The 23,773-nt window shown below is 46.9% G+C and carries 19 protein-coding genes and 1 pseudogene; 8 read left to right on the top strand and 12 right to left on the bottom strand.

Annotated elements, in window-relative coordinates:
• Positions 1-6: 6 nt before the first annotated feature.
• The 3 genes from ACLROL_RS03475 to truA all read right to left on the bottom strand — a co-directional run bounded on the left by ACLROL_RS03475 (position 7) and on the right by truA (position 3,451).
• Positions 7-1,281: a double-cubane-cluster-containing anaerobic reductase gene (locus tag ACLROL_RS03475; protein WP_221920282.1), complete on the bottom strand. Its 1,275-nt coding sequence runs from the start codon at positions 1,279-1,281 to the stop codon at positions 7-9.
• Positions 1,282-1,414: 133 nt separating this feature from the next.
• Positions 1,415-2,569: an aminotransferase class V-fold PLP-dependent enzyme gene (locus ACLROL_RS03470; RefSeq protein WP_413067337.1), complete on the bottom strand. Its 1,155-nt coding sequence runs from the start codon at positions 2,567-2,569 to the stop codon at positions 1,415-1,417.
• 75 nt (positions 2,570-2,644) lie between these two features.
• A complete protein-coding gene (truA, locus tag ACLROL_RS03465) occupies positions 2,645-3,451 on the bottom strand; it encodes a tRNA pseudouridine(38-40) synthase TruA (protein ID WP_288723937.1) in 807 nt (268 codons plus the stop codon).
• 159 nt (positions 3,452-3,610) lie between these two features.
• On the opposite strand from truA, the gene ACLROL_RS03460 reads away from it, so the two are divergent.
• The 5 genes from ACLROL_RS03460 (at position 3,611) to ACLROL_RS03440 (ending at position 9,145) form a co-directional block, all read left to right on the top strand.
• On the top strand, positions 3,611-4,750 hold the full coding sequence (locus ACLROL_RS03460) for a DUF4317 domain-containing protein (protein ID WP_413067336.1): 1,140 nt from the start codon (positions 3,611-3,613) through the stop codon (positions 4,748-4,750).
• Entirely contained in the window at positions 4,750-5,361 is a 612-nt protein-coding gene (locus tag ACLROL_RS03455) for a response regulator transcription factor (RefSeq protein ID WP_413067335.1), read from the top strand. The genes ACLROL_RS03460 and ACLROL_RS03455 overlap by 1 nt, the downstream gene beginning before the upstream one ends.
• Positions 5,358-6,350: a sensor histidine kinase gene (locus tag ACLROL_RS03450; protein ID WP_413067334.1), complete on the top strand. Its 993-nt coding sequence runs from the start codon at positions 5,358-5,360 to the stop codon at positions 6,348-6,350. The genes ACLROL_RS03455 and ACLROL_RS03450 overlap by 4 nt, the downstream gene beginning before the upstream one ends.
• A gap of 76 nt (positions 6,351-6,426) precedes the next feature.
• On the top strand, positions 6,427-7,191 hold the full coding sequence (locus ACLROL_RS03445) for an ABC transporter ATP-binding protein (RefSeq protein ID WP_413067333.1): 765 nt from the start codon (positions 6,427-6,429) through the stop codon (positions 7,189-7,191).
• A complete protein-coding gene (locus tag ACLROL_RS03440; RefSeq protein WP_413067332.1) occupies positions 7,181-9,145 on the top strand; it encodes an FtsX-like permease family protein in 1,965 nt (654 codons plus the stop codon). The genes ACLROL_RS03445 and ACLROL_RS03440 overlap by 11 nt, the downstream gene beginning before the upstream one ends.
• Before the next feature lie 219 nt (positions 9,146-9,364).
• On the opposite strand, the gene ACLROL_RS03435 is transcribed toward ACLROL_RS03440, so the two are convergent.
• The 6 genes and pseudogenes from ACLROL_RS03435 to ACLROL_RS03410 form a co-directional block, all read right to left on the bottom strand.
• On the bottom strand, positions 9,365-10,189 hold the full coding sequence (locus ACLROL_RS03435; RefSeq protein WP_087203038.1) for an energy-coupling factor transporter transmembrane component T family protein: 825 nt from the start codon (positions 10,187-10,189) through the stop codon (positions 9,365-9,367).
• Positions 10,186-11,130 carry an energy-coupling factor transporter ATPase gene (locus ACLROL_RS03430; RefSeq protein ID WP_413067344.1) on the bottom strand — a complete coding sequence of 315 codons (945 nt, stop codon included), beginning with the start codon at positions 11,128-11,130 and terminating at the stop codon, positions 10,186-10,188. The genes ACLROL_RS03435 and ACLROL_RS03430 overlap by 4 nt, the downstream gene beginning before the upstream one ends.
• Positions 11,128-11,946 (bottom strand): annotated as a pseudogene (locus tag ACLROL_RS03425) (energy-coupling factor transporter ATPase); the annotation flags it as partial. The gene ACLROL_RS03430 and the pseudogene ACLROL_RS03425, both read right to left, overlap by 3 nt.
• A 129-nt stretch (positions 11,947-12,075) precedes the next feature.
• Entirely contained in the window at positions 12,076-12,594 is a 519-nt protein-coding gene (locus tag ACLROL_RS03420) for a peptidylprolyl isomerase (RefSeq protein ID WP_413067343.1), read from the bottom strand.
• An 84-nt stretch (positions 12,595-12,678) separates the two neighbouring features.
• A complete protein-coding gene (locus ACLROL_RS03415) occupies positions 12,679-14,346 on the bottom strand; it encodes an alpha-glucosidase (protein ID WP_413067331.1) in 1,668 nt (555 codons plus the stop codon).
• Between the two features lie 70 nt (positions 14,347-14,416).
• A complete protein-coding gene (locus ACLROL_RS03410; RefSeq protein WP_413067330.1) occupies positions 14,417-16,036 on the bottom strand; it encodes a glycoside hydrolase family 13 protein in 1,620 nt (539 codons plus the stop codon).
• Between the two features lie 257 nt (positions 16,037-16,293).
• On the opposite strand from ACLROL_RS03410, the gene ACLROL_RS03405 reads away from it, so the two are divergent.
• On the top strand, positions 16,294-17,208 hold the full coding sequence (locus ACLROL_RS03405; RefSeq protein WP_413067329.1) for an AraC family transcriptional regulator: 915 nt from the start codon (positions 16,294-16,296) through the stop codon (positions 17,206-17,208).
• 30 nt (positions 17,209-17,238) lie between these two features.
• On the opposite strand, the gene ACLROL_RS03400 is transcribed toward ACLROL_RS03405, so the two are convergent.
• Positions 17,239-17,790 (bottom strand): hypothetical protein, encoded by a 552-nt coding sequence (locus ACLROL_RS03400; RefSeq protein WP_087203035.1) that lies wholly within the window; start codon positions 17,788-17,790, stop codon positions 17,239-17,241.
• Entirely contained in the window at positions 17,774-18,289 is a 516-nt protein-coding gene (locus ACLROL_RS03395; RefSeq protein ID WP_087203034.1) for an RNA polymerase sigma factor, read from the bottom strand. Before ACLROL_RS03395 ends, ACLROL_RS03400 begins: the two co-directional genes overlap by 17 nt.
• A 171-nt stretch (positions 18,290-18,460) precedes the next feature.
• Here ACLROL_RS03395 and ACLROL_RS03390 point away from each other — a divergent pair, with 171 nt between their 5' ends.
• Complete coding sequence (locus ACLROL_RS03390; protein ID WP_287448027.1) at positions 18,461-20,506, top strand: HelD family protein; 2,046 nt, start codon at positions 18,461-18,463, stop codon at positions 20,504-20,506.
• A 134-nt stretch (positions 20,507-20,640) separates the two neighbouring features.
• Entirely contained in the window at positions 20,641-20,964 is a 324-nt protein-coding gene (locus tag ACLROL_RS03385; protein WP_087203032.1) for an LPS biosynthesis protein, read from the top strand.
• A 45-nt stretch (positions 20,965-21,009) separates the two neighbouring features.
• On the opposite strand, the gene ACLROL_RS03380 is transcribed toward ACLROL_RS03385, so the two are convergent.
• Positions 21,010-23,748: an NYN domain-containing protein gene (locus ACLROL_RS03380; RefSeq protein ID WP_413067328.1), complete on the bottom strand. Its 2,739-nt coding sequence runs from the start codon at positions 23,746-23,748 to the stop codon at positions 21,010-21,012.
• Positions 23,749-23,773: the final 25 nt, after the last annotated feature.

Here is a 23,773-nt window from a genome sequence, read left to right as displayed (position 1 = left end):
TCTCTCCTAATTGTTCAGCATCTCGATGAATGCACTGATCCTTGTGCGGAGCTGCTGGGCATCACTGTCCGTATAATCTGTCTCAATACCAAGCACCGGAATACCTGCTTCTTTCAGAGCTTTCTCCACATGGTATCCTTCACAATCGTAGAGGCTGCAGAATTTCAGATTTACATCGATAACACCATCCACGTGGTACTCTTTTGCAAGCCGGAGAATATCGTCAACCCTTGCACTGTTTGGCGTAAAACATGCACAGTTGATTCCCATATAGCGCTCTGCAATATGATCGATCTGCTCGTCTACTGTTCCTTCCGCCTCATCTACAAGACGTTCGAAATAACGGGTTCCAGTACACATTTCTTCGCAGACAACTGCGCCGCCGCTCGTCTCTACCAGATTGTGCAGCTTCCAGTTCGGAATGGCAAGAGGTGTACCTGTCAGCATGATCCGCTTTGTTCCTGCCGGGAAGACAGACACACCGTCTTTGACTCTCTGATCCAGCTCATCACAGAGCTTGTTTGTCATCTCAGCAAAGCGGGTCGGGTCATCGTAAAAGGCAATCTGAGAAATCAAGAGTGCGTCTTTTCCACTGATCGGAAGTTTCTCATTCTTTCTCAGGTCATAGAGCCTTGAAAGTGCTTTTCTCTTTTTATTGATCAGAAGAATCGCTTCGTGAAGAGATTGGGCTGTCACTGTATTTCCGGTCTCTTTTTCCACGACTTCTTTAAAAGTCCGGATCTCATCGGCCCATGCTTGCACATCTTTTTCCCGCTTCATCTGCGGCAGATCCATGACATGTACCGGCACATCCTCTGCAAGTATCTCCCAGGCCTTCTTTTTGCCATCGCATGTCGTCTCTCCTACATACATATCTGCAATCCGGAAAAATGGGCATGTCCGGTCAAGTCTCGCACCAACACTTGCTTTGATCAGCGGGCATGTATTTGTCGGAAGGACTTTCTCCCCGCCAGGCACCCAAAACTGTGATCCGCCGCAGAGACCTGTTGCAATGGCATCTGCTGCAAATACGATTTCATCCGGGACGTACACACAGAATGTCCCGAATACTTTTCCGCCTTTTTTCTGATGCTCTATCAGTTCAGCCGGACGTACTCCGTGGATTTCAGCAACGACAAAATTGAAATAATCCATTCCTTCCGGACGATTTTCCTGGGAAAGGTACACATCCCCAAATGCCTGCGGAAGGACTTCACACAGCTGGTCGTGTGTCTCGATATCCATCCCAAGATCTTCCCACATCTGATGATAATCTGCCATTTCTTGTTCCTCCTTAGTTTTCGAAATCATTCTTCTTTCTTTTAAGATTATCATTTTTGATATGGTGCTTCAATTTTGCAGATGGTTTTGCTTATTGTTATTTTTCATCATCATTTCTATTTATAGATATTTTCTATTTTTCGGCGATTTTTTTGATTGCTTCCACGCAGTGTCCGATCTCTTCCGATGTATTGTTCTCACTGAAAGAAAAACGGACCGTTCCCTTCGGAAATGTTCCGAGACTTTTGTGAGCCTGGGGTGCGCAGTGAAGACCGACTCTCGTCATGACACCATATTCCTGCTCCAGCTGAAAGGCGGCAAGTGCATTGTCCTGCCTTTGAAAGTCCAAAGAGACAACTGCTGTCCGTCCTTCACATCCTTGTTTTCCCACAACACGCACACCCGGAATCTCTTTTACCCCCTCAAGAAACATCCTCGTAAGCTCCGTCTTCTTTTTAGCGATGACTTCGATCCCCGTCTCCTCCAGATATACGAGTGCTGCATTCAGACCCGCAATCCCCGGAAGATTCATCGTGCCGCTTTCATATTTATCCGGAAGCATATCCGGCTGTTCAAGGGAATCCGAACGGCTTCCCGTGCCGCCAAGGATGACGGGCTGCATTTCTTCGTCCAGCCGATCCGAAATCAAAAATCCGCCGATCCCCTGCGGGCCTTTGAGTCCTTTGTGCCCGGTAAAAGCCAAGAAATCGATCCCCGCCACCTCCATATCAACCGGAATCGATCCGGCACTCTGAGCCGTGTCCACCGCGAAAAACAGCCGGTGTTTCCTGCAAATGTCCCCGAGCTCCCGGATCGGAAGGATCGTGCCGCATACGTTTGACGCATGCAGCATCAAAACAAGCCTTGTATTAGGCCGTATCTCACACTCCACCGCCTCAGGGGCAACATATCCCTCTCCGTCTGCCTGCGCCACACTGTATGTAATCCCCGCTTTCGTTAGACGATAAAGCGGCCGCATGACCGCATTGTGCTCCATTCCGGATACTATCACATGATCCCCGGCACGAAGGAAACCGGAAAGCAGCATATTCAGCGACCAGGTAATCCCCGGCGTAAAAATAACCCGCCGGGAATCCCCCCCATGAAACAGCCGCGCAAGACGCTCCCTCGTATCCAGAACCATCTCCGCCACCTCGTACGCACCCTCGTAACTCCCACGGTTGATATTAAACGCCCCATGCATCAACAGATGCCCTACCGCCTCCGCAACACCCGGTGCCTTCGGAAAAGAAGTACTGCTGTTGTCAAAATAGATAAAATTATCCATAAAAACCACCTCTTTTTTGTCTAATATTTTGGGGTCGTGTACCTGCTGCTTGGAACCCGTCCCCCTTGTAAACGCTTATTTTACGCCGCTTTCCGGTGTTTTGCTATCTTCGGGGACGTGTACCGACGAGTCGGTACACGTCCCCTTATCATATTCTATCCCCACCAGCACCAGTCCTTCTGGTGGAGCTGTGACGCCTGCTTCGGTTCGTTCTTTTGCTTCCAGTATTTCTTTTACTTTTTCCGGTGTATAGAATCCTCGTCCTACGCGGATGAGTGTTCCTGCGATGATGCGTACCATATTGTAGAGGAACCCGTTTCCGCTGATTCGGATCGTGATCTGGTCGTTTTGGCGATTCACATCTAATGTGTAGATCGTGCGTACAGTTTCTTCTACATTTGTCCGTATGTTGCAGAAGCTTGCGAAGTCGTGTGTGCCTTTGAGGTATTCTGCCGCTTTCTGCATTTTTGTTTCATCCAGCGGAAAGGATACGTGGCTGTTTGTAAATCTTTTCAGTGGATTTGGAAATGGTGTGTTGAGTATGTGGTATTCGTATGTTTTTGTGCAGTCTTGATAGCGTGGGTGCCATGTGAGTGGGACTTCTTCGGATTTTACGATCACGATATCTTCCGGCAGTTTTTGGTTCAGAGCATACAGGAACCGTTCTGGCGGGATCGTGCTTCCGGTATCGAAGACTGCTACATTTCCCAGAGCGTGGACGCCGGAGTCTGTCCTGCTTGCTCCGATGACTTTGATGTCTTCTCCGGTTATCCGGCTGATTTTCTTGTTTAGTACTTCTTCTATTGTAATGCCGTTTGGCTGTATCTGCCAGCCACAGTATTTTGTGCCATCATACGACACGGTAAGTTTGATTCTTTTCAAGATGTTTTCTCCCTGATTTTTATTTCTGTTGATCTTTTTTCTTTCATTATACCGATTCTCAAAATCCGTGTCTATTCGGTTTTCTAAAACTTCTTATATATGAGTCTTTGCTTGTGGAATCGTCTTTTCCATGTTAAGATGAAAACCGAGGTGAACAGTATGAACAAAAAAGAAATATCAGAGATCAAGAAACAGTTCACTCCGGCCAACTGTGCTATCACGCGCATCTGCGGCTGTTACGTGGACGGAGACAAAAATATCAAGACAAAGACAAAAGATGCCTTTCTTTCTCTTCCTGAGGAGGAAATGTTTAAATACTTTGACCTGTTTAAGAAAACGTTGTCCGGTTCCATCGGAAAAAATCTGTTTGATATGGAGTTTCCACTGGAGCAGGAGATGGGCGAGGGAAGCCAGAAATTTCTTCTGAAGCTTCGGGACTCCAAACTGACAGACGACGCTCTCCTTGACGAGTTTTATCAGAAAATCATCGATTTTTATAACTATGGGGAAAATTATTACATCATTTTGATCCATGCCAACTACGACGTTCCGGGAAAATCTTCAGATGGAGCGGAGATGTTCGATGCTTCCGATGAGGTCTACGAATTTCTTCTCTGCAGCATTTGCCCGGTCAAACTTTCCAAGGCAGGGCTTTGTTATAATTCGGAGACCAACAGTATCGAAGACCGGATCCGCGACTGGATCGTGGAGATGCCGGACACTGGTTTTCTGTTTCCTGCTTTTTCCGACCGTTCCACCGATATTCACGGACTTTTGTATTACTCGAAAAATGCGAAGGAATTTCAAAGCGAGCTTATCGACAATGTCCTTGGCTGCCGGACTCCCATGGCTGCTCAGGATCAAAAATCGGCATTTCAGTCTCTTGTAAGTGACGCGCTCGGAGAGGACTGCAGCTTTGACACTGTCAAGACCCTTCACGACAATCTAACCGAGATGATCGCCGAACATAAAGACGAGCCGGAACCTCTGAAGCTGGACAAGACAGATGTGAAAAAGCTTCTTTCCAGGAGCGGTGCGAATGAAGAAAAACTGGAAACATTTGACCGTGAATTCGATGCGGCTGCCGGGGAGAAAACTTCTCTTCTTGCCTCCAACGTGGCAGGCACCCGGACATTTGAAGTCAAAACTCCGGATGTTGTCATCAAAGTAAACCCGGAGCGGACAGATCTCATAGAAACCCGATGGATCGACGGGATCCCGTACCTTGTCATCCAGGCAAGTGACAGTGTGGAGGTCAACGGAATCCCTGTCTCAAACAGGAAAGCAGATGAAGCGTAATGGAACGAATTCTTGTCATAGAAGATGACTTTACAATGAAACAGGAGCTTTGCATCCTCCTTTCTTCCAACGGCTATGAGCCCGTGGAGGAGGCACCGTTTGATCTTGTGCTTTTAGACGTCAATCTTCCCGGTCAAAACGGATTCGAGATATGTCGGAAGCTCCGGCTTTCTTCCGATGTCCCTGTGATTTTTTTGACGGCCCGCGACTCGGCAGAGGATGAAATCCTTGGATTTGGCGTCGGTGCAGACGATTTTATACGGAAACCGTACCACTCTTCGGTCCTTCTTGCCCGGATTGCCCGTCTTCTGAGACGAAAGGGCGCTTCTGTTTTGGAAACACGGGGACTTACTCTTTCTCTGGAGGAAATGACAGTCTCCTACCAGGGAAAGACAAAAGAACTTACGAGGAATGAAATGCGGATTCTCTCGTGTCTGATGAAAAAAGCTGTATGTACGCGTCAGGAGATCATAGCAGATCTCTGGATCGACCGTCTGTATATCGATGACAATACGCTTGGTGTCAATATCAGCCGTCTCAGGGAAAAGCTCCGGCAGATCGGGGCCGATGACTTTCTGCACACGGTAAGAGGGGTGGGATACCGCCTATGAAATGGATCGAATTTTTCTGCTCCCGCGCAGTAACTCTCTGCTTTCTTGGCATCGGTTTCCTTGTTTTTTCCATTCTGTTTCTTACAGCTGGCGGAAATCTCTCCCTTTATCTTGTATGTGCATCTTCCTTCTGGATTCTTGTCTTTGCATGGCTTTTCTTTACCTGGCTTACCGCAAATTCCCGCCTGAAAAGACTGGAAAAACTGATCGAACAGATGGATCGCCCTTACCTTTTGGGGGAGCTTCTCCCGCCCCCAACTACCGTAACAGAACGTGGATATTTTGAGATCATGAAAGCCATCTCCCACTCTGCCATCGGTCTGACAGAGCAGGCATCCTCTGACAAAGAAGACTACATGGACTATGTGGAGAGCTGGATCCATGAGATCAAGACACCTCTCACAACCTGTTCTCTCATCCTGGAAAACGGCTCCTCCCCTGAAAAACTCAGGCAGGAATTGAAACAGGCAGAAAATCTGACTGATACGATCCTCTACTACGCCAGACTCCGGTCTGCCGAAAAAGACATCGCTATCTCTTCTTTCAATCTGTCCGAAGCCGCAGATGAGGCCATCCAAAGCCAGATGTCCCTTCTGATCGCTGCCCGGATCAGCATTGAACAGCAAGGAAGTCTTTCTGTCTTCAGCGACAAAAAAGCAGTCGTATTTATATTGAAACAGCTTCTCATAAACTGTGCGAAATACTGTCCCCATTCTCATCTTATTATAAAATGCAGTCAACGCACGCTTTCGGTGTCGGACAATGGCCCTGGCATCCCAGACTATGAACTCCCGCGTGTGACAGAGCGGGGATTTACAGGTAAAAACGGTCGTACTTCCCCGACAAGTACCGGAATGGGACTGTACATTGTCTCGGAACTTTGCAAAAAGCTTGGCATTAAGCTGCAGATTGACTCCATGGAAGGCGTCGGCACTTCTATCTCCCTTTCCTTCCCGGATGATGCAAAACAAACTATTACAAAACTGTAAGAAAACCGGGCCTCTGTGTTAGAAAAACAGAGGCCTGTTTGTGATATATTAATATCAGAAACGGAGGTAGAAGCATATGACACAGACATTGCAGATCAGCCATCTGATCAAATATTACGGCACAGGATCTGCCGTGACAAAGGCTCTTGATGACATTTCTTTTTCGATACAAAAGGGCGAATTTACCGCCATCATGGGGGCTTCCGGATCCGGGAAAAGTACACTGCTTAACATGATATCTACCGTGGACAGGGTAAGTTCCGGCACGATCTTTCTGGACGGCCGCAATATCACAGAAATGAAGGAACGTGAGCTTGCATCTTTCCGGCGAGACAGGCTTGGATTTATCTTTCAGGAATACAATCTTCTTGACACTCTTACTGTTCGGGAAAATATTGTTCTTCCCTTGAACCTGCAAAAAATCAGCGCAAAAGAGACAGACATCCGGTTGAACGAGACCGCCCATTCTCTTGGTATCACAGAGCAGCTTGACAAATTTCCCTATGAGCTTTCCGGTGGACAAAGGCAGCGCGCCGCTTGCGCCAGAGCCCTCATTACGAGGCCCGCTCTGATCCTCGCCGACGAACCGACCGGCGCTCTGGATTCCCGCAATTCCAAAACACTCATGGAGACGTTCCGGCTTATGAACGCAGAATTTTCCTCCACGATCCTCATGGTAACCCACGATGCGGTAGTCGGCTCTTACGCCCAGCGTGTCCTGTTCCTGAAAGATGGACAGATCTGGAGTGAACTTCTTCGGGGTACCCGTTCAAGGCAGGAGCTGTATCACGATATTCTCTCTGTCACATCTGCGCTGGGAGGTGATGCGGATGTTCGGTAAACTCGCTTTTCGGAATGTAAAAAGGCAGATGGGAAACTATCTCATCTACTATATAACCGTCTCTCTTACGATCGCGCTGATGTTTGCATTCAACAGCGTTGTCACAAGCCCTGATCTTGCCGAAAAAGCCCGTTCCTTTTCGGATATCGCCGGAGGACTTGTCATGATTTCAGTCATGATGGCTCTGATCGTGGCCTTCGTCCTTGGCTACGCTTCTTCCTTCCTGCTTAAACTTCGGAAACGGGAATTTGGCACATATCTTACGATGGGAATGACGCGCTTTGATATGATCCTTCTATTTACAATGGAAACACTGATCATTGGACTTATTTCCCTTGTAACCGGGATCCTGGCCGGCATTTTCCTTTATCAGGTGCTTATGTCTCTCTTGAGCAGTCTCATGGAGATTTCCTACTCATTTTCGTCCTACTCACTGTATGGATTCCTTATGACTGCAGGGCTTGTCCTGCTCGTCTTTCTTCTGTCATCCGTGACGTGTGCACTGTACCTCTTTCGAGTGTCCATCTATGACCTCATCCACGGAAGCAGAAAAAATGAAAAACCTGTCAGACACCCGATGTTCTGGTTTTTTGTTACCCTTTTATCCATTGCAGGAATCGTAGCCGGAGCCGTCATGTTTTATCAGGAAATGATCCATATCTTCCGGGATATGGAGGCACTTCCGGGAAGGATGCTGATGAGTCTTCTGATTCTTGCTGTCAGTGTGTTTTTCATCCATGTCGGAGCTTCCCGCTGTCTGGCAGACCTGATGCTACGTTTTCGTACCTTCTGCAGCCGTGGAACCAACACATTCGTTCTCAGACAGCTGTCCGGAAAACTCCGTTCCAACTCCATCTTGATTGGAATCGTGGCGTTCCTCATCACATTTGCCGTCATCGGGAGCGATTTTTCGCTGCTCATGAAAACATTCATGCAGTCCTCGACAGATCACAGCTATCCTTTTGACGTCAATGCCGAAATCAGCGCATCTTCTTCCCCTGCTGTTTCCATCTCGGAAGCAGAGCAGATCCTGGAAAAATATGACACGGTCGAAGACCGCACAGATTATACAGTCTATACAAACCATCAGCGCTACTTTTTTGAATTTACACCGTGGAGGGGCGATGGATTTGAAGGTCTCGTGGACTCTTACATCTCAGAATCCGATTTTAACCGGGTGCAAAAAGCGCTCGGTCAAAAGACGCTACATCTCGAAGATACCTTTTGGATCTATTCCAGCAGCCCTCAGATCCAGTCACTTGATTTTCGGTCTGCTGCCCCTGTCCTAAACGGGAAGACCTATACCTACGGCGGAATGATTTCCTCCGCCCCTTATATCGTACGAAAGGTCTACTTCCTTATCATCGTGCCGGACGAGGCTGTGAAGCAGATGGCGCCCCTCCTCTACTGCAGCGGTTTCTCGCTAAAAGGAGGAGAATACGACATCGCAGATCTGGAAAAAGAGTTTCTGTACGAGACCCCTTCCCTCGTCTCAGACCGGATACTGTTGGCTTCCGACTATGAATTCAAACAAAGCGGATGGGAATATGCAAGCCAGGCCAGCGGGATTTTTGTCCTTGGCGCCCTCTATATCGCTGTCATCTTCATTTTCCTGGCCATGGCCGTGCTTGCCTTGAAGATCCTTTCCGGCGTATCGGAAGACAAGCGCAAATACCGGATACTGACTCAGATCGGCGCGGACCGAATGACCGCTTCAAAGGCTCTGTTTTGCCAGATCTTTGTGTTCTTTATTCTTCCTTTTGTCCTTCCGCTTCTGTCCGCCATTCCGTGTGCTGTCATCGGCCAGAAGGCATGTACGCTTCTCGGGTATGTCTCTCATCCCCGAGCCGCCTATTTCATAAGCGGTGGGATTGCCCTTGTTATCCTGGCAGGCTATCTGCTTTATTTTACCGTCACATACTTGACGGCAAGGAGACACATACTGGAATACTAACCACCATCTTTCCTCGAAAAAGGAGCTTCGCACAACTACTTCGTGCAAAGCTCCTTTTGATGTGTTGAAACTCTGTCCTGTTTTACGGCAAACCATTTCTATTTCTGACTTTTCAAATATTCCTGCATCACAAGTGCGATGTCTTGTGCGCAGCATTTCCCGCTAATTCATACTGAAACTCCTCCCGACATTCTCCTTGCCACACAACTTTGTTTTCCACTAAAAAATCCATATGTGAAATGGAAGGAATCTTCCTGCCCCGATGGCAAGAACGAGATAGAGAAGGACGATGATGTACGCGCGGATATCTCTTCCGTGATATACAAGGGGTTTCATCTTTGTCCGCCCTTCCCCTCCTCTATAGCATCGTGCCTCCATAGCCATGGCAAGATCATTGGCTCTTCGAAATGCAGAGACAAAAAGCGGTACGAGTATCGGGATCATCGCTTTGGCCCTCTGGATGATATTTCCGCTCTCCAGGTCCGCGCCGCGGGCGATCTGCGCTTTCATGATCTTATCTGTCTCTTCCAGAAGAATCGGGATAAACCGCAGGGCGATGGACATCATCATGGCAATCTCATGCACCGGAACCTTCAGACGGTTCAGCGGGTGCAGAAGACGTTCGATGGCATCGGTAAGCGCTGTCGGTGTCGTCGTAAATGTCATAAGAGACGCTCCCATGATCAGGTAAATCAGGCGGATCGCCATATAGACCGCTGTTCTGAGTCCCTCCTCTGTGATCTTAAAAATCCAGACATGGAGAAGGACATTTCCGCCGGATGTCAAAAAAAGATTGAAAAGGACAGTAATCAAAAGCAGGATGAAAATCGGCTTCAATCCTTTTAGAATGAATTTCAGCGGCACTTTTGAGATGCCGATACATCCGAACAGGAAAATCGTCGCCACCAAATATCCCGGAATGCTCCGGAACAGAAACAGTGAAATGAGATACAAAAGTGTGCTTACTATTTTTACTCTTGGGTCCAGTTTATGGATGGCACTTTCTGCCGGGTAATACTGGCCGATGGTAATATCTCGTATCATTTTTTCAAAACCCTTTCTATTTCTTCAGCCGCTTCCCCGACAAGTGTAATGTCCGTGGAAACCGGTACGCCTGCCTCCCGCAGTTCATACATGATATATGTCACTTCCGGAGCTGCAAGCCCTACTTCTTCGAGTCTCTTATAGTGACGGAATACATGTTTTGGTGTGTCGTCAAATATCTTTTCCCCTTTATTCATGACGATGATCCGATCCACATATTTGGCCACATCTTCCATGCTATGGGACACAAGGATGACTGTGATGCCTGTTGTCTTCTGAAGCATCGCGATCTGATCCAAAATATCATCCCGTCCCTTTGGATCCAGACCAGCTGTCGGCTCATCCAGTACAAGTACTTTTGGCCGCATAGCAAGTACCCCTGCTATGGCAACCCGTCGTTTCTGTCCTCCGGAAAGATCAAACGGGGATGCTTTGTATGAAGACTCCGGAAATCCTACCATCTGCAGCGCTTCTTTTGCCCGTTTCTCGCATTCTTCCTGGGAAAGTCCCTGATTTTTCGGTCCGAAACAAACATCACTCAGTACGTCCACCTCAAAAAGCTGGTGTTCCGGATACTGGAAAACAAGACCTACCTGCTGACGGAGTTCCTTCATCGGATACCCTTCTTCATAAATATTTCTCCCACGGAAAGAAAGTTCTCCTGATGTGGCACGTATCAGACCATTCAGGTGCTGGATCAAGGTTGACTTTCCGGATCCGGTATGGCCGATGATTCCAATAAATTCGCCCTCATAGAGATCGAGACTGACTTCTTTCATGGCATGTTTTTCATATGCTGTGCCCGGGTTGTATACATAATTCAGATTTTTCAGACTCAGGATCGGATCCTTACCCTGGCCAAATACCGTATGCTCTTCTGTGGCAGTCTCTTCCAGAAGATCCTCCTTTTTCCCGTAGAGTTTAGAAATCGATTCACACAATTCTTTGCGGCTTAGAAGATCCGGCTTTACCGGTATACCTTTCTTTCTGAGAGAGTCTGCCACCGCTGTTACTTGCGGGACATCCAAACGATAGTGTCTTAGCGTGTCCACTTGGGAAAAAATTTCCCTTGGCTTTCCTTTCATTACCACTTTTCCTTTGTCCATAACATAGATATAATCTGCATCAATGACTTCTTCCATATAATGTGTGATCAAAATGACCGTCACTTTCTCTCTTTTTTGGAGATCCCGCACTGTGCGTATAACTTCTTTTCTTCCGTTTGGATCCAGCATGGCCGTCGGCTCATCCAAGACAATACATTCCGGTCTCATGGCCACTACACCTGCAATGGCCACCCGCTGCTTTTGTCCTCCGGAGAGTTTGTTTGGAGAACTGTGACGGTACTCCAGCATTCCTACTTTTTTCAGGCTGTCTTCCACCCGTCTCCATATTTCTTCCGTCGGAACACCTAAATTCTCAGGACCGAATCCGACATCTTCCTCGACAACAGTAGCGATGATCTGGTTGTCCGGATTCTGGAAAACCATCCCTGCGCTCTGGCGGATATTCCACAGCTCATTGTCATCCCTCGTATCTTTTCCACCGACCCACATCGTGCCTCCGCTTGGAACGAGAATTGCATTGATATGTTTTGCGAACGTGGATTTTCCGGATCCGTTGTGCCCGAGGATAGCGATAAACTGTCCCTTTTCAATCTCCAGATCCACTTCGTCGATAGCTCTTTGCTTTCCGATGATATTTCCTTCATCGTCTCTCTTTTCGTATTCAAACACTAGTTTTTCTGTCTTTACCATGCTCATAAACGCAACCTCTTTATTTTCATTGCTTGTTGATAGCTTCGTATAGTGTACCACATTCCACAAAAATAGTAAAATAAAAATCCGGCAGCTTCCTCCTTTACTGGAAGAAACTGCCGGTATTTTTTATGCTCTTTCCGGTTCCGGGTATGTCTCCCCGAATGTATCTACCGTTACTTTTTTCATACGCTGTGTCTCCAGCGGACGGTCACTGTAGTCTGTGGCTGTTTCCGCAATCTTATTTACCACTTCCATCCCTTCTGTAACCTGCCCGAATGCGGCATATGCTCCGTCCAGGTGTGGAGATGTCTCATGCATGATAAAGAACTGGCTTCCTGCAGAATCCGGATGCATAGCACGTGCCATGGAAAGCACTCCCGGTGTATGTTTCAGGTTATTTTGGAAACCATTCTGGCTGAATTCTCCTTTGATCGTGTACCCTGGACCGCCCATGCCAGTCCCATCCGGGCATCCGCCCTGGATCATGAAGCCACGGATGACTCTGTGGAAGATAAGTCCGTCATAAAATCCTTTTCGCACAAGAGACACAAAGTTTCTCACTGTGTTCGGTGCGATCTCCGGATATAATTCCGCTTTGATGATATCGCCGTTTTCCATTTCAAATGTAACAACTGGATTTGCCATTTCCATCCTACCTCTCTTCTTTCATTTACACTTTACCAGTGCACTAGCTCGATTGTACCACACTCTCCCTCGAGGGGCAAGGACTTACTTCCACACGAGAACCTGACCTGGGAGAAGCGCCATACTGCTTCCTCTGCTCTGTTCTTCTTGCTGCACGTTTGAAAGATTGGACAGAAGAATCTCGGATTTTCGCTCTATCTGAGCCTCACAGATGCCAAAATTGGCTACTACCTGGATAGACTCATTCCCAAGCACTCTCTCGTATGCAAAAAGGCAGTCGGACTCCTCATAAACCGGTACTGTTTTTCCGTACACGAAAATTTCCTTCCAGGCAGGATGTTTCCGAAGTGCGATCAGTTTCTGGTAGTAATGAAGGATCGAATCGTCTTCTTTTTCCTGTTTTTCTACATTTATGTGTATGTAATCCGGATGTATCTTCAGCCAAGGGGTTCCTGTTGTAAATCCGGCGTTTGCCTGCGCAGACCACTGCATCGGAGTCCGGGCATTGTCCCTGCTGTGCTCACGGCAGACCCAAAGTGCCTGCTCCTCTGTAAGTCCGGCATCCAGCGCCACCTGATACTGATCTTTTGTGCTGATATCGTCGTACTCCTCAATACTTTCCATCGGACAGTTTCTCATTCCTATCTCCTGCCCCTGGTAAATAAACGGAATGCCTTTCAAAAGTATATTGACAGTCCCGAGCGCCTTGGCTCCATTGTCATTTTGCAGATGCTTCGGGAGAAAACGGCTGAATCCACGCGGCTCATCATGATTTTCGATAATATTGGATTTAAATCCAATCCCCTCCGTCTCCATCTGAGAACGAAATACCGCCTGTTTCCAGGCCGGAAGTGTGATTTCCCTCGCATCATACCATCCATGCTCCCCAGTGCAGAATTCCTCTGCGCAAAAATCAAACATAGAAGAAAAATGACCGTCCTCGCCGATAAATTCCCGCAGCTCATCCTCCTTCATGTTGAAGACCTCGCCGACCGTAAACGCATCTTTCCTCGCAAACGTCTCTCTTTTCATCTCCTCAAGAAACGCTCCGACTCCATCCACACTCTCGACCATCTTTGTACAGTGGACAAGACCATCCGCACCGTCCGGCTCATAGGACGGAAACCTCGTGTCTTTCTTGATGTTGATAATGGCATCCACACGAAATCCGGCCACACCCTTATCAAGCCACCAGTTGATCATATCGTAAATATAACGCCTGGTCTTCTCATTTTCCCAGTTCCAGTCCGGCTGCTCCTTTGCAAAAAAATGAAGATAATATTTATCACTGCCAGGAATCTTCTCCCAGGCACTTCCGCCAAAATACGAACGATAATTACTCGGAGCACCTCCATCCTTGCCCTTGACAAAATAGAAATAGTCCGCATACTCCCCATCCGGATCTTCGAGCGCTCTCTGAAAAAATTCATGCTGATCAGAACAATGGTTTACAACCAAATCCATGATCAGATACATTCCCCTCTTTTTGACCTCCCAAAGAAGCTCATCAAACTCTTCCATTGTACCGAACTCCTCCGCAATCCGGTAATAGTCCGAAATATCGTACCCCTGATCCACAAACGGGGATTGATAAACCGGGGACAGCCAGATAATATCAATTCCCAGCTCCTTCAGATAATCCAATTTTTCGATAATCCCCCGAAGATCCCCGATCCCATCTCCATTGGAATCCATAAAACTCTTCGGATAAATCTGATAGACAATCTTGTCATGCCACCACTTATACTGCATGTGTACCTCCTATATGGGGGACGTGTTCCGGCTTACCGGAACACGTCCCCGAAAAAAACGTATTTCTTTATTATCTGTCAATATATATCATTGTTTCGTATGGCCGCAGAATTCCTTCTTCTGGTTCTGTCTCATAATTATGAACAAGTTTTTCTTTTTCGGACCATTTTTGCAGCAGTGGACAGGATGCTGTCTGGTCTGTGAAGTTTGCGATCACACACATTTTTTCTTTTTCTGTTGTCCTTGTATATGCAAAGATCTGTTCGTCATTTTCCATCAGAAGTTCGAAGTTTCCTTCTGTAAAGATTGAATTTCCTTTTCTAAGCCGAATCAATTTTTTATAAAAGTGATAAACGGAATCTGGATTTTTCTGTTCTTTTTCTGCATTTATTTCTGTGTAGTTTGGGTTGACTTCAATCCAAGGTGTTCCTGTTGTGAATCCAGCATTTTCTTTTTCATTCCACTGCATCGGAGTCCGTGCATTATCTCTGCTTTTTGCATAAATGGAGCGCATGATTTCTTTTTCATCATACCCTTTCTCCATACGTTCTTTGTACATATTTCTTGTTTCAATATCCCGATAATGGCTAATATCCTGGAATACCACATTTGTCATTCCAAGTTCTTCTCCCTGATAAATGTAAGGAGTGCCCTGCATTCCATGAAGAACTGCCGCCAGCATTTTGGCCGATTTTACACGATATTCTTTGTCGTTTCCCCAGCGTGATACGATTCTTGGAAGATCGTGATTATTCCAAAATAGGCTGTTCCATCCACAACCGTAAAGCTCTTTTTGCCATTTAGCGAGATTTTTTTTGAGTTCCACAAAAGGAAGTGGTCTGAGATCCCACTTTTCTTTTCCTTCCTCCTGATCAAGTCCTACGTGTTCAAACTGAAATACCATGGAAAATTCGCTTCCATCAGGATTGCTGTAAAGCTTTGCACGTTCCGGCGTTGCTCCCCACGTCTCCCCAACTGTAATCAGATTTCCCTTCTGGAAAGTCTCTTTACTTAATTCCCGGATAAACTCATGGAGGTGCGGTCCGTTTCCGGTAATTCCTTTATCTGGTTCCTTGGCAATCTGATCGATCACATCCAACCGGAATCCACCGACACCTTTCTCCATCCACCAAAGGATCATATCATAGATTTCACGGCGAACTTTTGGATTTTCCCAGTTAAGATCCGGCTGTTTTACGGAGAACTGGTGAAAATAATACTGCTGAAGTTCCGGAACCCATTCCCAAGCCGATCCTCCGAAACAAGCTTTCATATCATTCGGCAGTACGCCTTCCACTCCGTCGCGCCATACATAGTAGTCATGGTATGGATTTTCCTTACTTTTTTTTGCTTCCTGAAACCATCTGTGTTCATCCGAAGAATGATTCAGCACCAAATCCAAGATAATCTGTATATTTCTCTCTTTAGCCTTCTGAATCAATTCTTCCATATCTTCAAGTGTCCCAAACATCGGATCAATGTCCTGGTAATCCGAAATGTCGTATCCATTATCATCCTGAGGCGATCTGCATACCGGAGAAAGCCAGATCGCATCAATCCCCAGATCCTGAAGATAATCAAGTTTTGAAATGATTCCCCTGAGATCTCCAATCCCATCCCCGTTGCTATCCTGAAAACTTCTCGGATAAATCTGATAAACGACCTTGTCCTGCCACCACTTTTTCGTCATTTTTTGCACCAGCCTTTCTCATTTTGTTTATAATCTGTCTCATAAAATTGTATCACTTAATGATACTTTCCACATAATAACAAAGATTCTGAAATCGAGAAAAGGGGACGGGTTCCGGCTCTTCAGAACCCGTCCCCCTTCTATACTTAACTGTATTATAGTTGCATTTTAGTTTTTTTTCTTGTATTATTATTTCAAGTTTTTGTATTATTCTGCTTTTTTTAAGTTGTGTAGTGGTTTTTTGGGGGTGTTTTTTGGTGGATCGTTTTTCTGAGTCTCAGAGCGGGGCTAACAGTGATCTTTTGATTTCTTCGCAGCGTGAGCCTACCCGGCATGGGGATCGTTTTTTTCCTCTTGCCAGGTATACGTTATCTTTTTCCAAGGACTTTCCTTTGCTTCCTCTTCATTGGCATGAGGAGGCCGAACTGACGTTGATCCAGTCGGGTTCTTGTGTGTACCATATTGATTTGTGTGAGTATCCGGTGCGTGAGGGGGATATTGTTTTGCTGCCGCCGGCTGTCCTTCACTCTGCTGGTTCTTTTCCAAAGTATCGCATGCAGTCGGAATCTTTTGTTTTTCATCTAAATTTTCTTGGAATTCAATCTGCAGATATTTGCAGTATGAAGTATCTGCTTCCTTTTTCTTCCCGGGATCTTCGCTTTCCTTATGTGATTCCGTCCGATCATGCTGCCAATCCGAAACTTCATGAGATCATCTGCCGGATGAGTGATCTTTATCTTCAGCAGCAGGATGGGTACGAGCTTTTGCTGAAATCTCTTTTTTTCGAGATTTTTTCTCTTTTGCTTCCGTATCGTCTAACGGACGCGAAGGATGCTGGCGGATCTTTTTCGAAATCTCAGAGCGACAAGCTGAAGTCTGTTCTGGATTATATTGAGGTCCATTATCCAGAGCCTCTGTCTGTCCGGGATCTGGCAGCGATCTGTTGTTTCAGCGAGTATCATTTTATGCGGTTTTTCAAGCTTCATGTCGGAATGACATGTACGGAGTATATCAATACGCTGCGTCTTGAGAAGGCTTGGCAGATGCTGAAGAAAGACCGTACCCCTGTGCTTGAGACGGCCTTGTCCTGTGGTTTTCATAATCTGTCTTATTTTTATCGCCTGTTCCGAAAGAAATATCATATGACTCCAAAAGAAGTGCTCCGCCAGTAGACATTGGCGGAGCGTTTCTCCTTTGTTTCTCTATTTTTCTTCTTTTCCTGCTTCCTGCACACTGACACGAGGTGCTTCACTTCCGCCTGTTACCGTGGCAATCCACGTCTTTCCTTCTTTTTCAAATGTTGTCTCATACATTCCGGCCGCCTTCATGGCTTCTGTAATGTCTGTCTGCGTATCCCCTGTGACCAGTGTGATTTCCCCGGTATCCGCGTGCTGCACAACCGATACGCCAAGCTGTTCTTCCAGTGTCAGATCACGTTTTGTGCTTTTTTCATCTTTATCAAATTTCACGATATACCCATCTTCTGTCTCTTCTAATGTCCCGTATCGTTCTTCTGCGGTTCCGGAATCCGGATCGATAAATACTGTCTTGATCTGCCCGGCTGCGGCAATCCCGATGACCGAACATGCAAATACCGACAGCATGACGGATGCAAGCACAAACCCGCTTCTTTTTCTAAGTGAATACTTTTTCCGTCCCTCTTCCCTTTGTGTGATTTCCATCACGGCCTTCCGGGAAGGCTGAAGTCTCTGACATGCATCGATATAACTGTCTTTGTCAAACTGCTCCTTCATAATTTCCAGCCTCCTTTATGCTTATTTCCAGTTTTTTCCTCGCGCGCTGTAATTGTGTCTGGATAGTAGACTCCTTTTTTCCCAGGAGTGCCCCGATCTCTTTGACTGAGTATTCTTCATAATAGTACAGATAAATCACTGTCCGGTATTTCCTTGGCAGTTCCAGCACCTTTTCCAGGACATCGTTTTCATGCTCTTCTTTTAGAACCTCCGGCCACTTTGCAATGCTGCTCTTTGATGGACGGATTTCCCAAAGAAGGTCTTCCCGTTTTTTAAATGGCCTGGAAAATAGCCTTTTTGACTCCCGTATCGTTACCTGCACAAGCCAGTGTCGGATATGCTCTTCCTCCTGAGGCGCGTCTTTGCTTCTGTAGAGTCTCAGAAATACATTTTGCATAATGTCTTCTGCATCTGCCCGATTCCGGCAGTCATGGAATGCAATGCGGTATACCATACTGCTGTATTTTTTCACGGTTTCTGTATATTTCTGCGTATCCACTTTGCTCCTCCATTTCTTCTGTCATTTTCCTGAAAAGCTTTTCACTTATAATACCTCAGAAAACCTGCAAAAATCTCATTTTCCCTGATTTTTCTGTTTTCTGTCTCCTTCTTTCCTGCTATAATAAGGCTTACAGTGTTTGGGATGGCCGGAAAGAAAGGAACATGGAACATGAATCAGGAACAAAAAGAAGAACTCCTGCACTTGGAAAGCTGTCTTTCCCTGATACAGGAAAACATCCGGCTATATGAAGCCAGGGAACAGGCCGGCAGAAAAGAGGTCACTGCCCTGTTCCAGGCCGTAAAAAAGGGCGAAGGGGATTCCTACGGTCAGCTAACTGCCAGTCAGAATATTTTGGAACATACCCAGAATGCCCTTCGAAAAAATCGCGCGGCTCTGAAAAAACCGTACTTTGGCCGCATCGACTATGATGACCTCACTTATGAAAGTACGGAACGTCTCTATATCGGGAAGAACGGAATTACAAAAAATCAGACGGATGTTGTCATCGTCGACTGGCGGGCGCCCGCTGCCAGCATCTACTATGAGAATGAACTGGGACATGGTTTTTACCATGTACCTGAAGCGGATGACGTGGAGATTGATCTGCACCGCAAACGCACATACGATATTTCCGACGGGAAACTGCTTGGGTTTTATGATGACGACGTGGCGGCAAACGACGAACTGCTTGTCAAATATCTTTCCCAGAACAAGGAAGCGGTCCTTGGCGACATCATCGCCACGATCCAGAAGGAGCAAAATGAGATCATCCGTGATATCCCTTCCAAAAATATCATCGTGCAGGGTGTCGCTGGAAGCGGGAAAACGACCGTCGCACTCCACCGGATTTCTTATCTCCTCTACAATTACGAAGACAAGTATAAGCCGGCAGAATTCTGTATCATCGGTGGGAACGATATGCTCCTGAATTATATCAGCAGCGGTCTCCCTGAACTGGATGTCAAAAATGTCCGCCAAATGCGTATGGATGCCGTCTTCCCTTATTTTCTCGGAAATCATTTCAAGAAAAGTTTTCGGATTGTTCCGGATCTTCCGGAGGCGCCGCTCAAGAGCCGCCTGTCTTTCGTCCGGAAACTGGATGCCTTTCTGAAAAAATGGCAGGAGGATGCTCTTTCCATACAGGATATTACCGATCCGGAGCTTGGCGTCGTCCTCTCTTCCGCAAACATGGAAGAAGCCCGCTTCTATCATCCGGACCTCTCCCTCTTTCAGACGGAAAAGCTTTTCAATGAACGGCTCGCGTCCCGAATCCGTTTTCTCTGTACAGAGCGCACACCGGAATATAAAAAGGCAAAACTTTTAAACTACAGGAAATACTTTGATTCCTCCAGGCACAAATGGACGGAAGATTCTATCTATCTTGCCTTTTTGGAAACCCTTTCCAGAGAAAGTGAAGAAAGCTGCTCTTTATTTTCGACCACGATAGAATCCGTGCGTAAAAAACAGTTTGACGTGTACGACGCTGCCGCTCTGGCTTTGATCAAAAAACGGATTCTCCAGAAAAAAGAGATGGACGAATTCAGCCAGATCATTATCGACGAAGCGCAGGATTTTGGAGAAACCGTCTACTATGTGCTGAAAGAAATCTTTCCGCCTTGCTTTTTTACCATTATGGGCGATGTCTCCCAGAATATCCGCTATGAAACTGGGATGAATGACTGGGAGAGTCTGAAGAAGGCGCTCTTTAAAGAGGAACGGGACAGCTTCTATCTGCTTGCCAAAAGTTACCGCAATACGATCGAAATTTCTCAGTACGCAGGAAAAGTCCTTGAGAAAGCCTCCCAGGGCAGTTACCGGATCCAGCCTGTCATTCGGCATGGACTTCCACCGGAAATCCACCGGGCGAATACCGCTTCTTTGCCGGCTTTACTTCTGGAAACAGTAGCTGCCGTGAAAGCCAAGAATTTCGAGACGATCGCTGTCGTCTGCCGTACGGAAGATGAGGCAGCGGAAGTGCGGTCGATCCTTGATATCACAGATGCCGATTCCTCCGCTTTCCACAACGGCGTCATGGTACTTCCTGTCATGCTCACAAAAGGCCTGGAATTTGACTGTGTCATCTTGTGGAAGCCAGATGAGAGCCGCTATGGAAACAATCCGCGGGAGGCAAAACTTCTCTACGTCGCCATCACACGAGCGCTCCATGAGCTGCACCTGATGCTGGATGCAGATCCATCCTCTTTGCTTTTGTAAATCAGACAAATATAAAAAAGGAAGCGCACGCAGGTATTCCTGCACTATTGCTTCCTTTTTTCTGTCTTTTCTGCTCTCTTTATGTTACAATAAATCTGTCTTTGAAATAGCCTTTATATTCAGGAGGTCTGGGAATGATAATCGAAGGAAATCCAAAAGAAAAAGCAGCAATGGAAGAATTTCACAAGGGGAACCGTGCCGAAGGACTTCGTCTCCAGGAAGAGTTTGCCAGCGAGTTCCGTCAGGAGTACAAGAACAAAGATCACTGTCCGTGTCTGAAGGCATGCCGCTACCACGGCAACTGTAAGGAATGTGTAGCCATCCACCGTGCACACCAGGAGCATGTTCCAAACTGTATGCGCCCTCTTCTCAACAAGAAGATCCGGATTTTATCTGAGCTTACAGAACATACGATTGCAAATGAGATTGAACCGCCTCATGAAATTCTGCGCAAATAGAAGCGCACTAGAAAAGGAGCAGGCCGTAACAGGCCTGCCCTTTTATTATATCTCTGTCTTTTTCTTTCCAATCCGTATTTCTTCCATCTTCTCTGTCATCTCTTCCGGCAGATGGTCAAACAGATAATTTCCGTTCTTTCCTCCGGTTCGTTTCAGGTAGATTTCCCGGATTTCCGTGTTCGCCGCTTCGATTTCCTCCAGAAATCCCATGGCGGACAATCTCTGCGCGCCCTGCCCCATAATGATGATCTGTTCCAGTCCATCGGAAGTTGCCACTGTCACATGGTATTTGCGTCCGATCTCGTGGACAGTTTTTTCAATATACTGATCTGCCGTCTCCGCTTCTTTCGTGTACACTACATAGATATTGTGATATTTCTGTACTTCCCCTATGTTTCCCGGCACTTTGTATGCATCGAACACAAGGATCAAGGTATTTTTCTTGTATCCCTGATAGTTGCTCAGAATGTCCATGAGTTTGTTTCTCGCCGCTTCGATATTGATCTTGGACAGTTCTTTCAGCTCATCCCACGCAAAAATGATATTGTATCCGTCTACAAGCAGATACTCTTTTTCGTCTTTGCGTTTCTTCGGGATATAGCTCTGTTCCGTCCTGGGAGCAGAGATCGTCTTCTTTTGAAATCCGTATTTTCGTTCCTTTCCCGGACCGTAAGTACGGGTAAATATTTCTTCCAGCTCTTTATCGTCTCCCCATCCGTATCCGGATCCGAGACTGTAGGTGCTTGGCTCTTTCCCAGAAACACTCTCTGTCTGTACCTCTTCTTTCAGACAGCTTTCCAGGTGCATGTATTCTTCTACCTTATCCCACTCTACATAGAATCCGGCTCCGTGGGCACAAAAAACAGATCCGGTCGGATTTTCCGTATCCGCCTCCGAATCATAAGCGATAGCCGCAATGACTTCCTCTGCATTGTGACAAGGCTCATACCCGCCAAGCATACAGGAGAATCGGCCTCTTCCTTTTGTGTAGGCCATGACCTCCATCTGATAGCCCTGCATTTCAGATACCGGGGCACTTCCCCTCAGGACAGCCATATCCCCTTCATTCTCCGGCGTCTCGAAACTTCCGCTCATGCGCTGGATGTCCGCCATGGCCCGTCCGACCATCTCAGAAGGAACTTCCAGCGTGAATTCATACACCGGTTCCAGAAGGATGCTTTTTGCTTTTTTAAGTCCATGCCGGACAGCCCTGTATGTAGCCTGCCGGAAATCTCCGCCTTCTGTATGTTTCTGATGTGCCCTTCCTGCTGCCAGGATCAGTTTCATGTCCGTAATCTCGGATCCTGTAAGAACTCCCGGGTGTTTCTTTTCCGCCAGATGCGTAAGGATCAGACGCTGCCAATTTTTGTCCAGGACATCCTCGCTGCATGATGTCTCCAGCACAAGGCCGCTTCCTGGCTCTCCCGGCTCCAGCAAAAGATGGACTTCCGCGTAATGTCTGAGCGGTTCGAAATGCCCGACTCCTTCCACCGTATCCGCAATCGTTTCCTTGTACAGGATGCTTCCGGTTCCGAATTCTACTTCTGTATGGAAGCGTTCGCTGATCAGGCTTTTGAGGATTTCAATCTGAACTTCCCCCATGACCTGGGCATGGATCTCGTTTGCCTGTTCCCTCCACACAATATGGAGTTCCGGTATTTCTTCTTCCAGCTCCTTTAGTTTCCCAAACATGCGATGTACGTCTGTCCCTTCAGGAAGCTGAATCTGATAGCTCAATACTGGTTCCAGGACCGGCGCCTGGGCCTCGGGCTCAAATCCAAGACCTTCCCCGGCAAAAGTATGAGTAAGGCCTGTGACCGCGCATATCGCCCCGGCCTGCACTTCCTCCGCCGTCTCGAACCCAGCTCCCGAATATATGCGGATCTGGTGCACTTTTTCCTCCCAGCATTCCTGCTCTTTCGTTCCTTCTCTTCGGTTGGAAAGCAGTGCCTTTACTTTCAGGGAACCGCCTGTTACTTTCATGTATGTCAGTCTCATACCCTGCGGATCTCTTGCTATCTTGTACACTTTCGCTCCGAACGTATCCGGATATTCCGGATATGAGGTGTACTTGGAAAATATTTCCAGAAAGTCTTCGACCCCCTCTGTCCGTAGTGCCGACCCGAAACAACATGGAAAAAGTCTGCGCTCCCGAATCAATGTCCTTACTGCCTCGTCCTCAATTTCCCCTGTCTCCAGGTAAGCTTCCAGCAGGCTGTCATCACAGACCGCGATGTTTTCCAGAAACTCTTCTCTTTTTTGTTCCTTTCTGAAATCAATACACCGCTCATCCAGCCGTTCTTTCAGCTCCTTTAAAAGCGTCTCTTTATCCGTGCCCTCCTGGTCCATCTTGTTCACAAAAATAAAGACTGGAATTTCGTATCTGTCAAGCAGTTTCCAAAGCGTCTCCACATGCCCCTGTACACCGTCTGCACCGCTGATAATAAGGATGGCGTAGTCAAGCACCTGGAGCGTCCGTTCCATTTCCGCAGAAAAATCCACATGTCCCGGTGTGTCAAGAAGCGTAACCGCCTTCTCCCCGATGGACACCTCTGCTTGCTTGGAAAAGATCGTGATGCCCCGGTTTTTTTCCAGCTCGTGCGTGTCCAGAAATGCATCTTTATGATCCACTCTCCCAAGTTTTCTTATCCTTCCGCCGAAATATAGGATGCTCTCTGCAAGCGTCGTCTTTCCGGCATCCACATGGGCCAAAAGCCCTGTGCAAATATGTTTGGATGGATTTTTTTTCAATTTGTCTCTTCTATTTTCAGACGTATTTTCCATGAAAATACCCCTTTCTGTTCTATGA

Source organism: Sellimonas sp. (genome assembly GCF_047234585.1).
GTDB lineage: Bacteria > Bacillota > Clostridia > Lachnospirales > Lachnospiraceae > Sellimonas > Sellimonas caecigallum.
This window is presented reverse-complemented; position numbering and strand designations above follow the sequence as displayed.

What these genes read in the sequence shown, in the direction of transcription:
- ACLROL_RS03410 (WP_413067330.1), bottom strand. Translation starts at nt 16,036, where the DNA reads ATGACGAAAAAGTGGTGGCAGGACAAGGTCGTTTATCAGATTTATCCG.
- ACLROL_RS03435 (WP_087203038.1), bottom strand. Translation starts at nt 10,189, where the DNA reads ATGATACGAGATATTACCATCGGCCAGTATTACCCGGCAGAAAGTGCC.
- ACLROL_RS03475 (WP_221920282.1), bottom strand. Translation starts at nt 1,281, where the DNA reads ATGGCAGATTATCATCAGATGTGGGAAGATCTTGGGATGGATATCGAG.
- ACLROL_RS03440 (WP_413067332.1), top strand. Translation starts at nt 7,181, where the DNA reads ATGTTCGGTAAACTCGCTTTTCGGAATGTAAAAAGGCAGATGGGAAAC.
- ACLROL_RS03460 (WP_413067336.1), top strand. Translation starts at nt 3,611, where the DNA reads ATGAACAAAAAAGAAATATCAGAGATCAAGAAACAGTTCACTCCGGCC.
- ACLROL_RS03400 (WP_087203035.1), bottom strand. Translation starts at nt 17,790, where the DNA reads ATGAAGGAGCAGTTTGACAAAGACAGTTATATCGATGCATGTCAGAGA.
- ACLROL_RS03420 (WP_413067343.1), bottom strand. Translation starts at nt 12,594, where the DNA reads ATGGCAAATCCAGTTGTTACATTTGAAATGGAAAACGGCGATATCATC.
- ACLROL_RS03415 (WP_413067331.1), bottom strand. Translation starts at nt 14,346, where the DNA reads ATGCAGTATAAGTGGTGGCATGACAAGATTGTCTATCAGATTTATCCG.
- ACLROL_RS03385 (WP_087203032.1), top strand. Translation starts at nt 20,641, where the DNA reads ATGATAATCGAAGGAAATCCAAAAGAAAAAGCAGCAATGGAAGAATTT.
- ACLROL_RS03390 (WP_287448027.1), top strand. Translation starts at nt 18,461, where the DNA reads ATGAATCAGGAACAAAAAGAAGAACTCCTGCACTTGGAAAGCTGTCTT.
- ACLROL_RS03445 (WP_413067333.1), top strand. Translation starts at nt 6,427, where the DNA reads ATGACACAGACATTGCAGATCAGCCATCTGATCAAATATTACGGCACA.
- ACLROL_RS03470 (WP_413067337.1), bottom strand. Translation starts at nt 2,569, where the DNA reads ATGGATAATTTTATCTATTTTGACAACAGCAGTACTTCTTTTCCGAAG.
- ACLROL_RS03455 (WP_413067335.1), top strand. Translation starts at nt 4,750, where the DNA reads ATGGAACGAATTCTTGTCATAGAAGATGACTTTACAATGAAACAGGAG.
- ACLROL_RS03380 (WP_413067328.1), bottom strand. Translation starts at nt 23,748, where the DNA reads ATGGAAAATACGTCTGAAAATAGAAGAGACAAATTGAAAAAAAATCCA.
- ACLROL_RS03450 (WP_413067334.1), top strand. Translation starts at nt 5,358, where the DNA reads ATGAAATGGATCGAATTTTTCTGCTCCCGCGCAGTAACTCTCTGCTTT.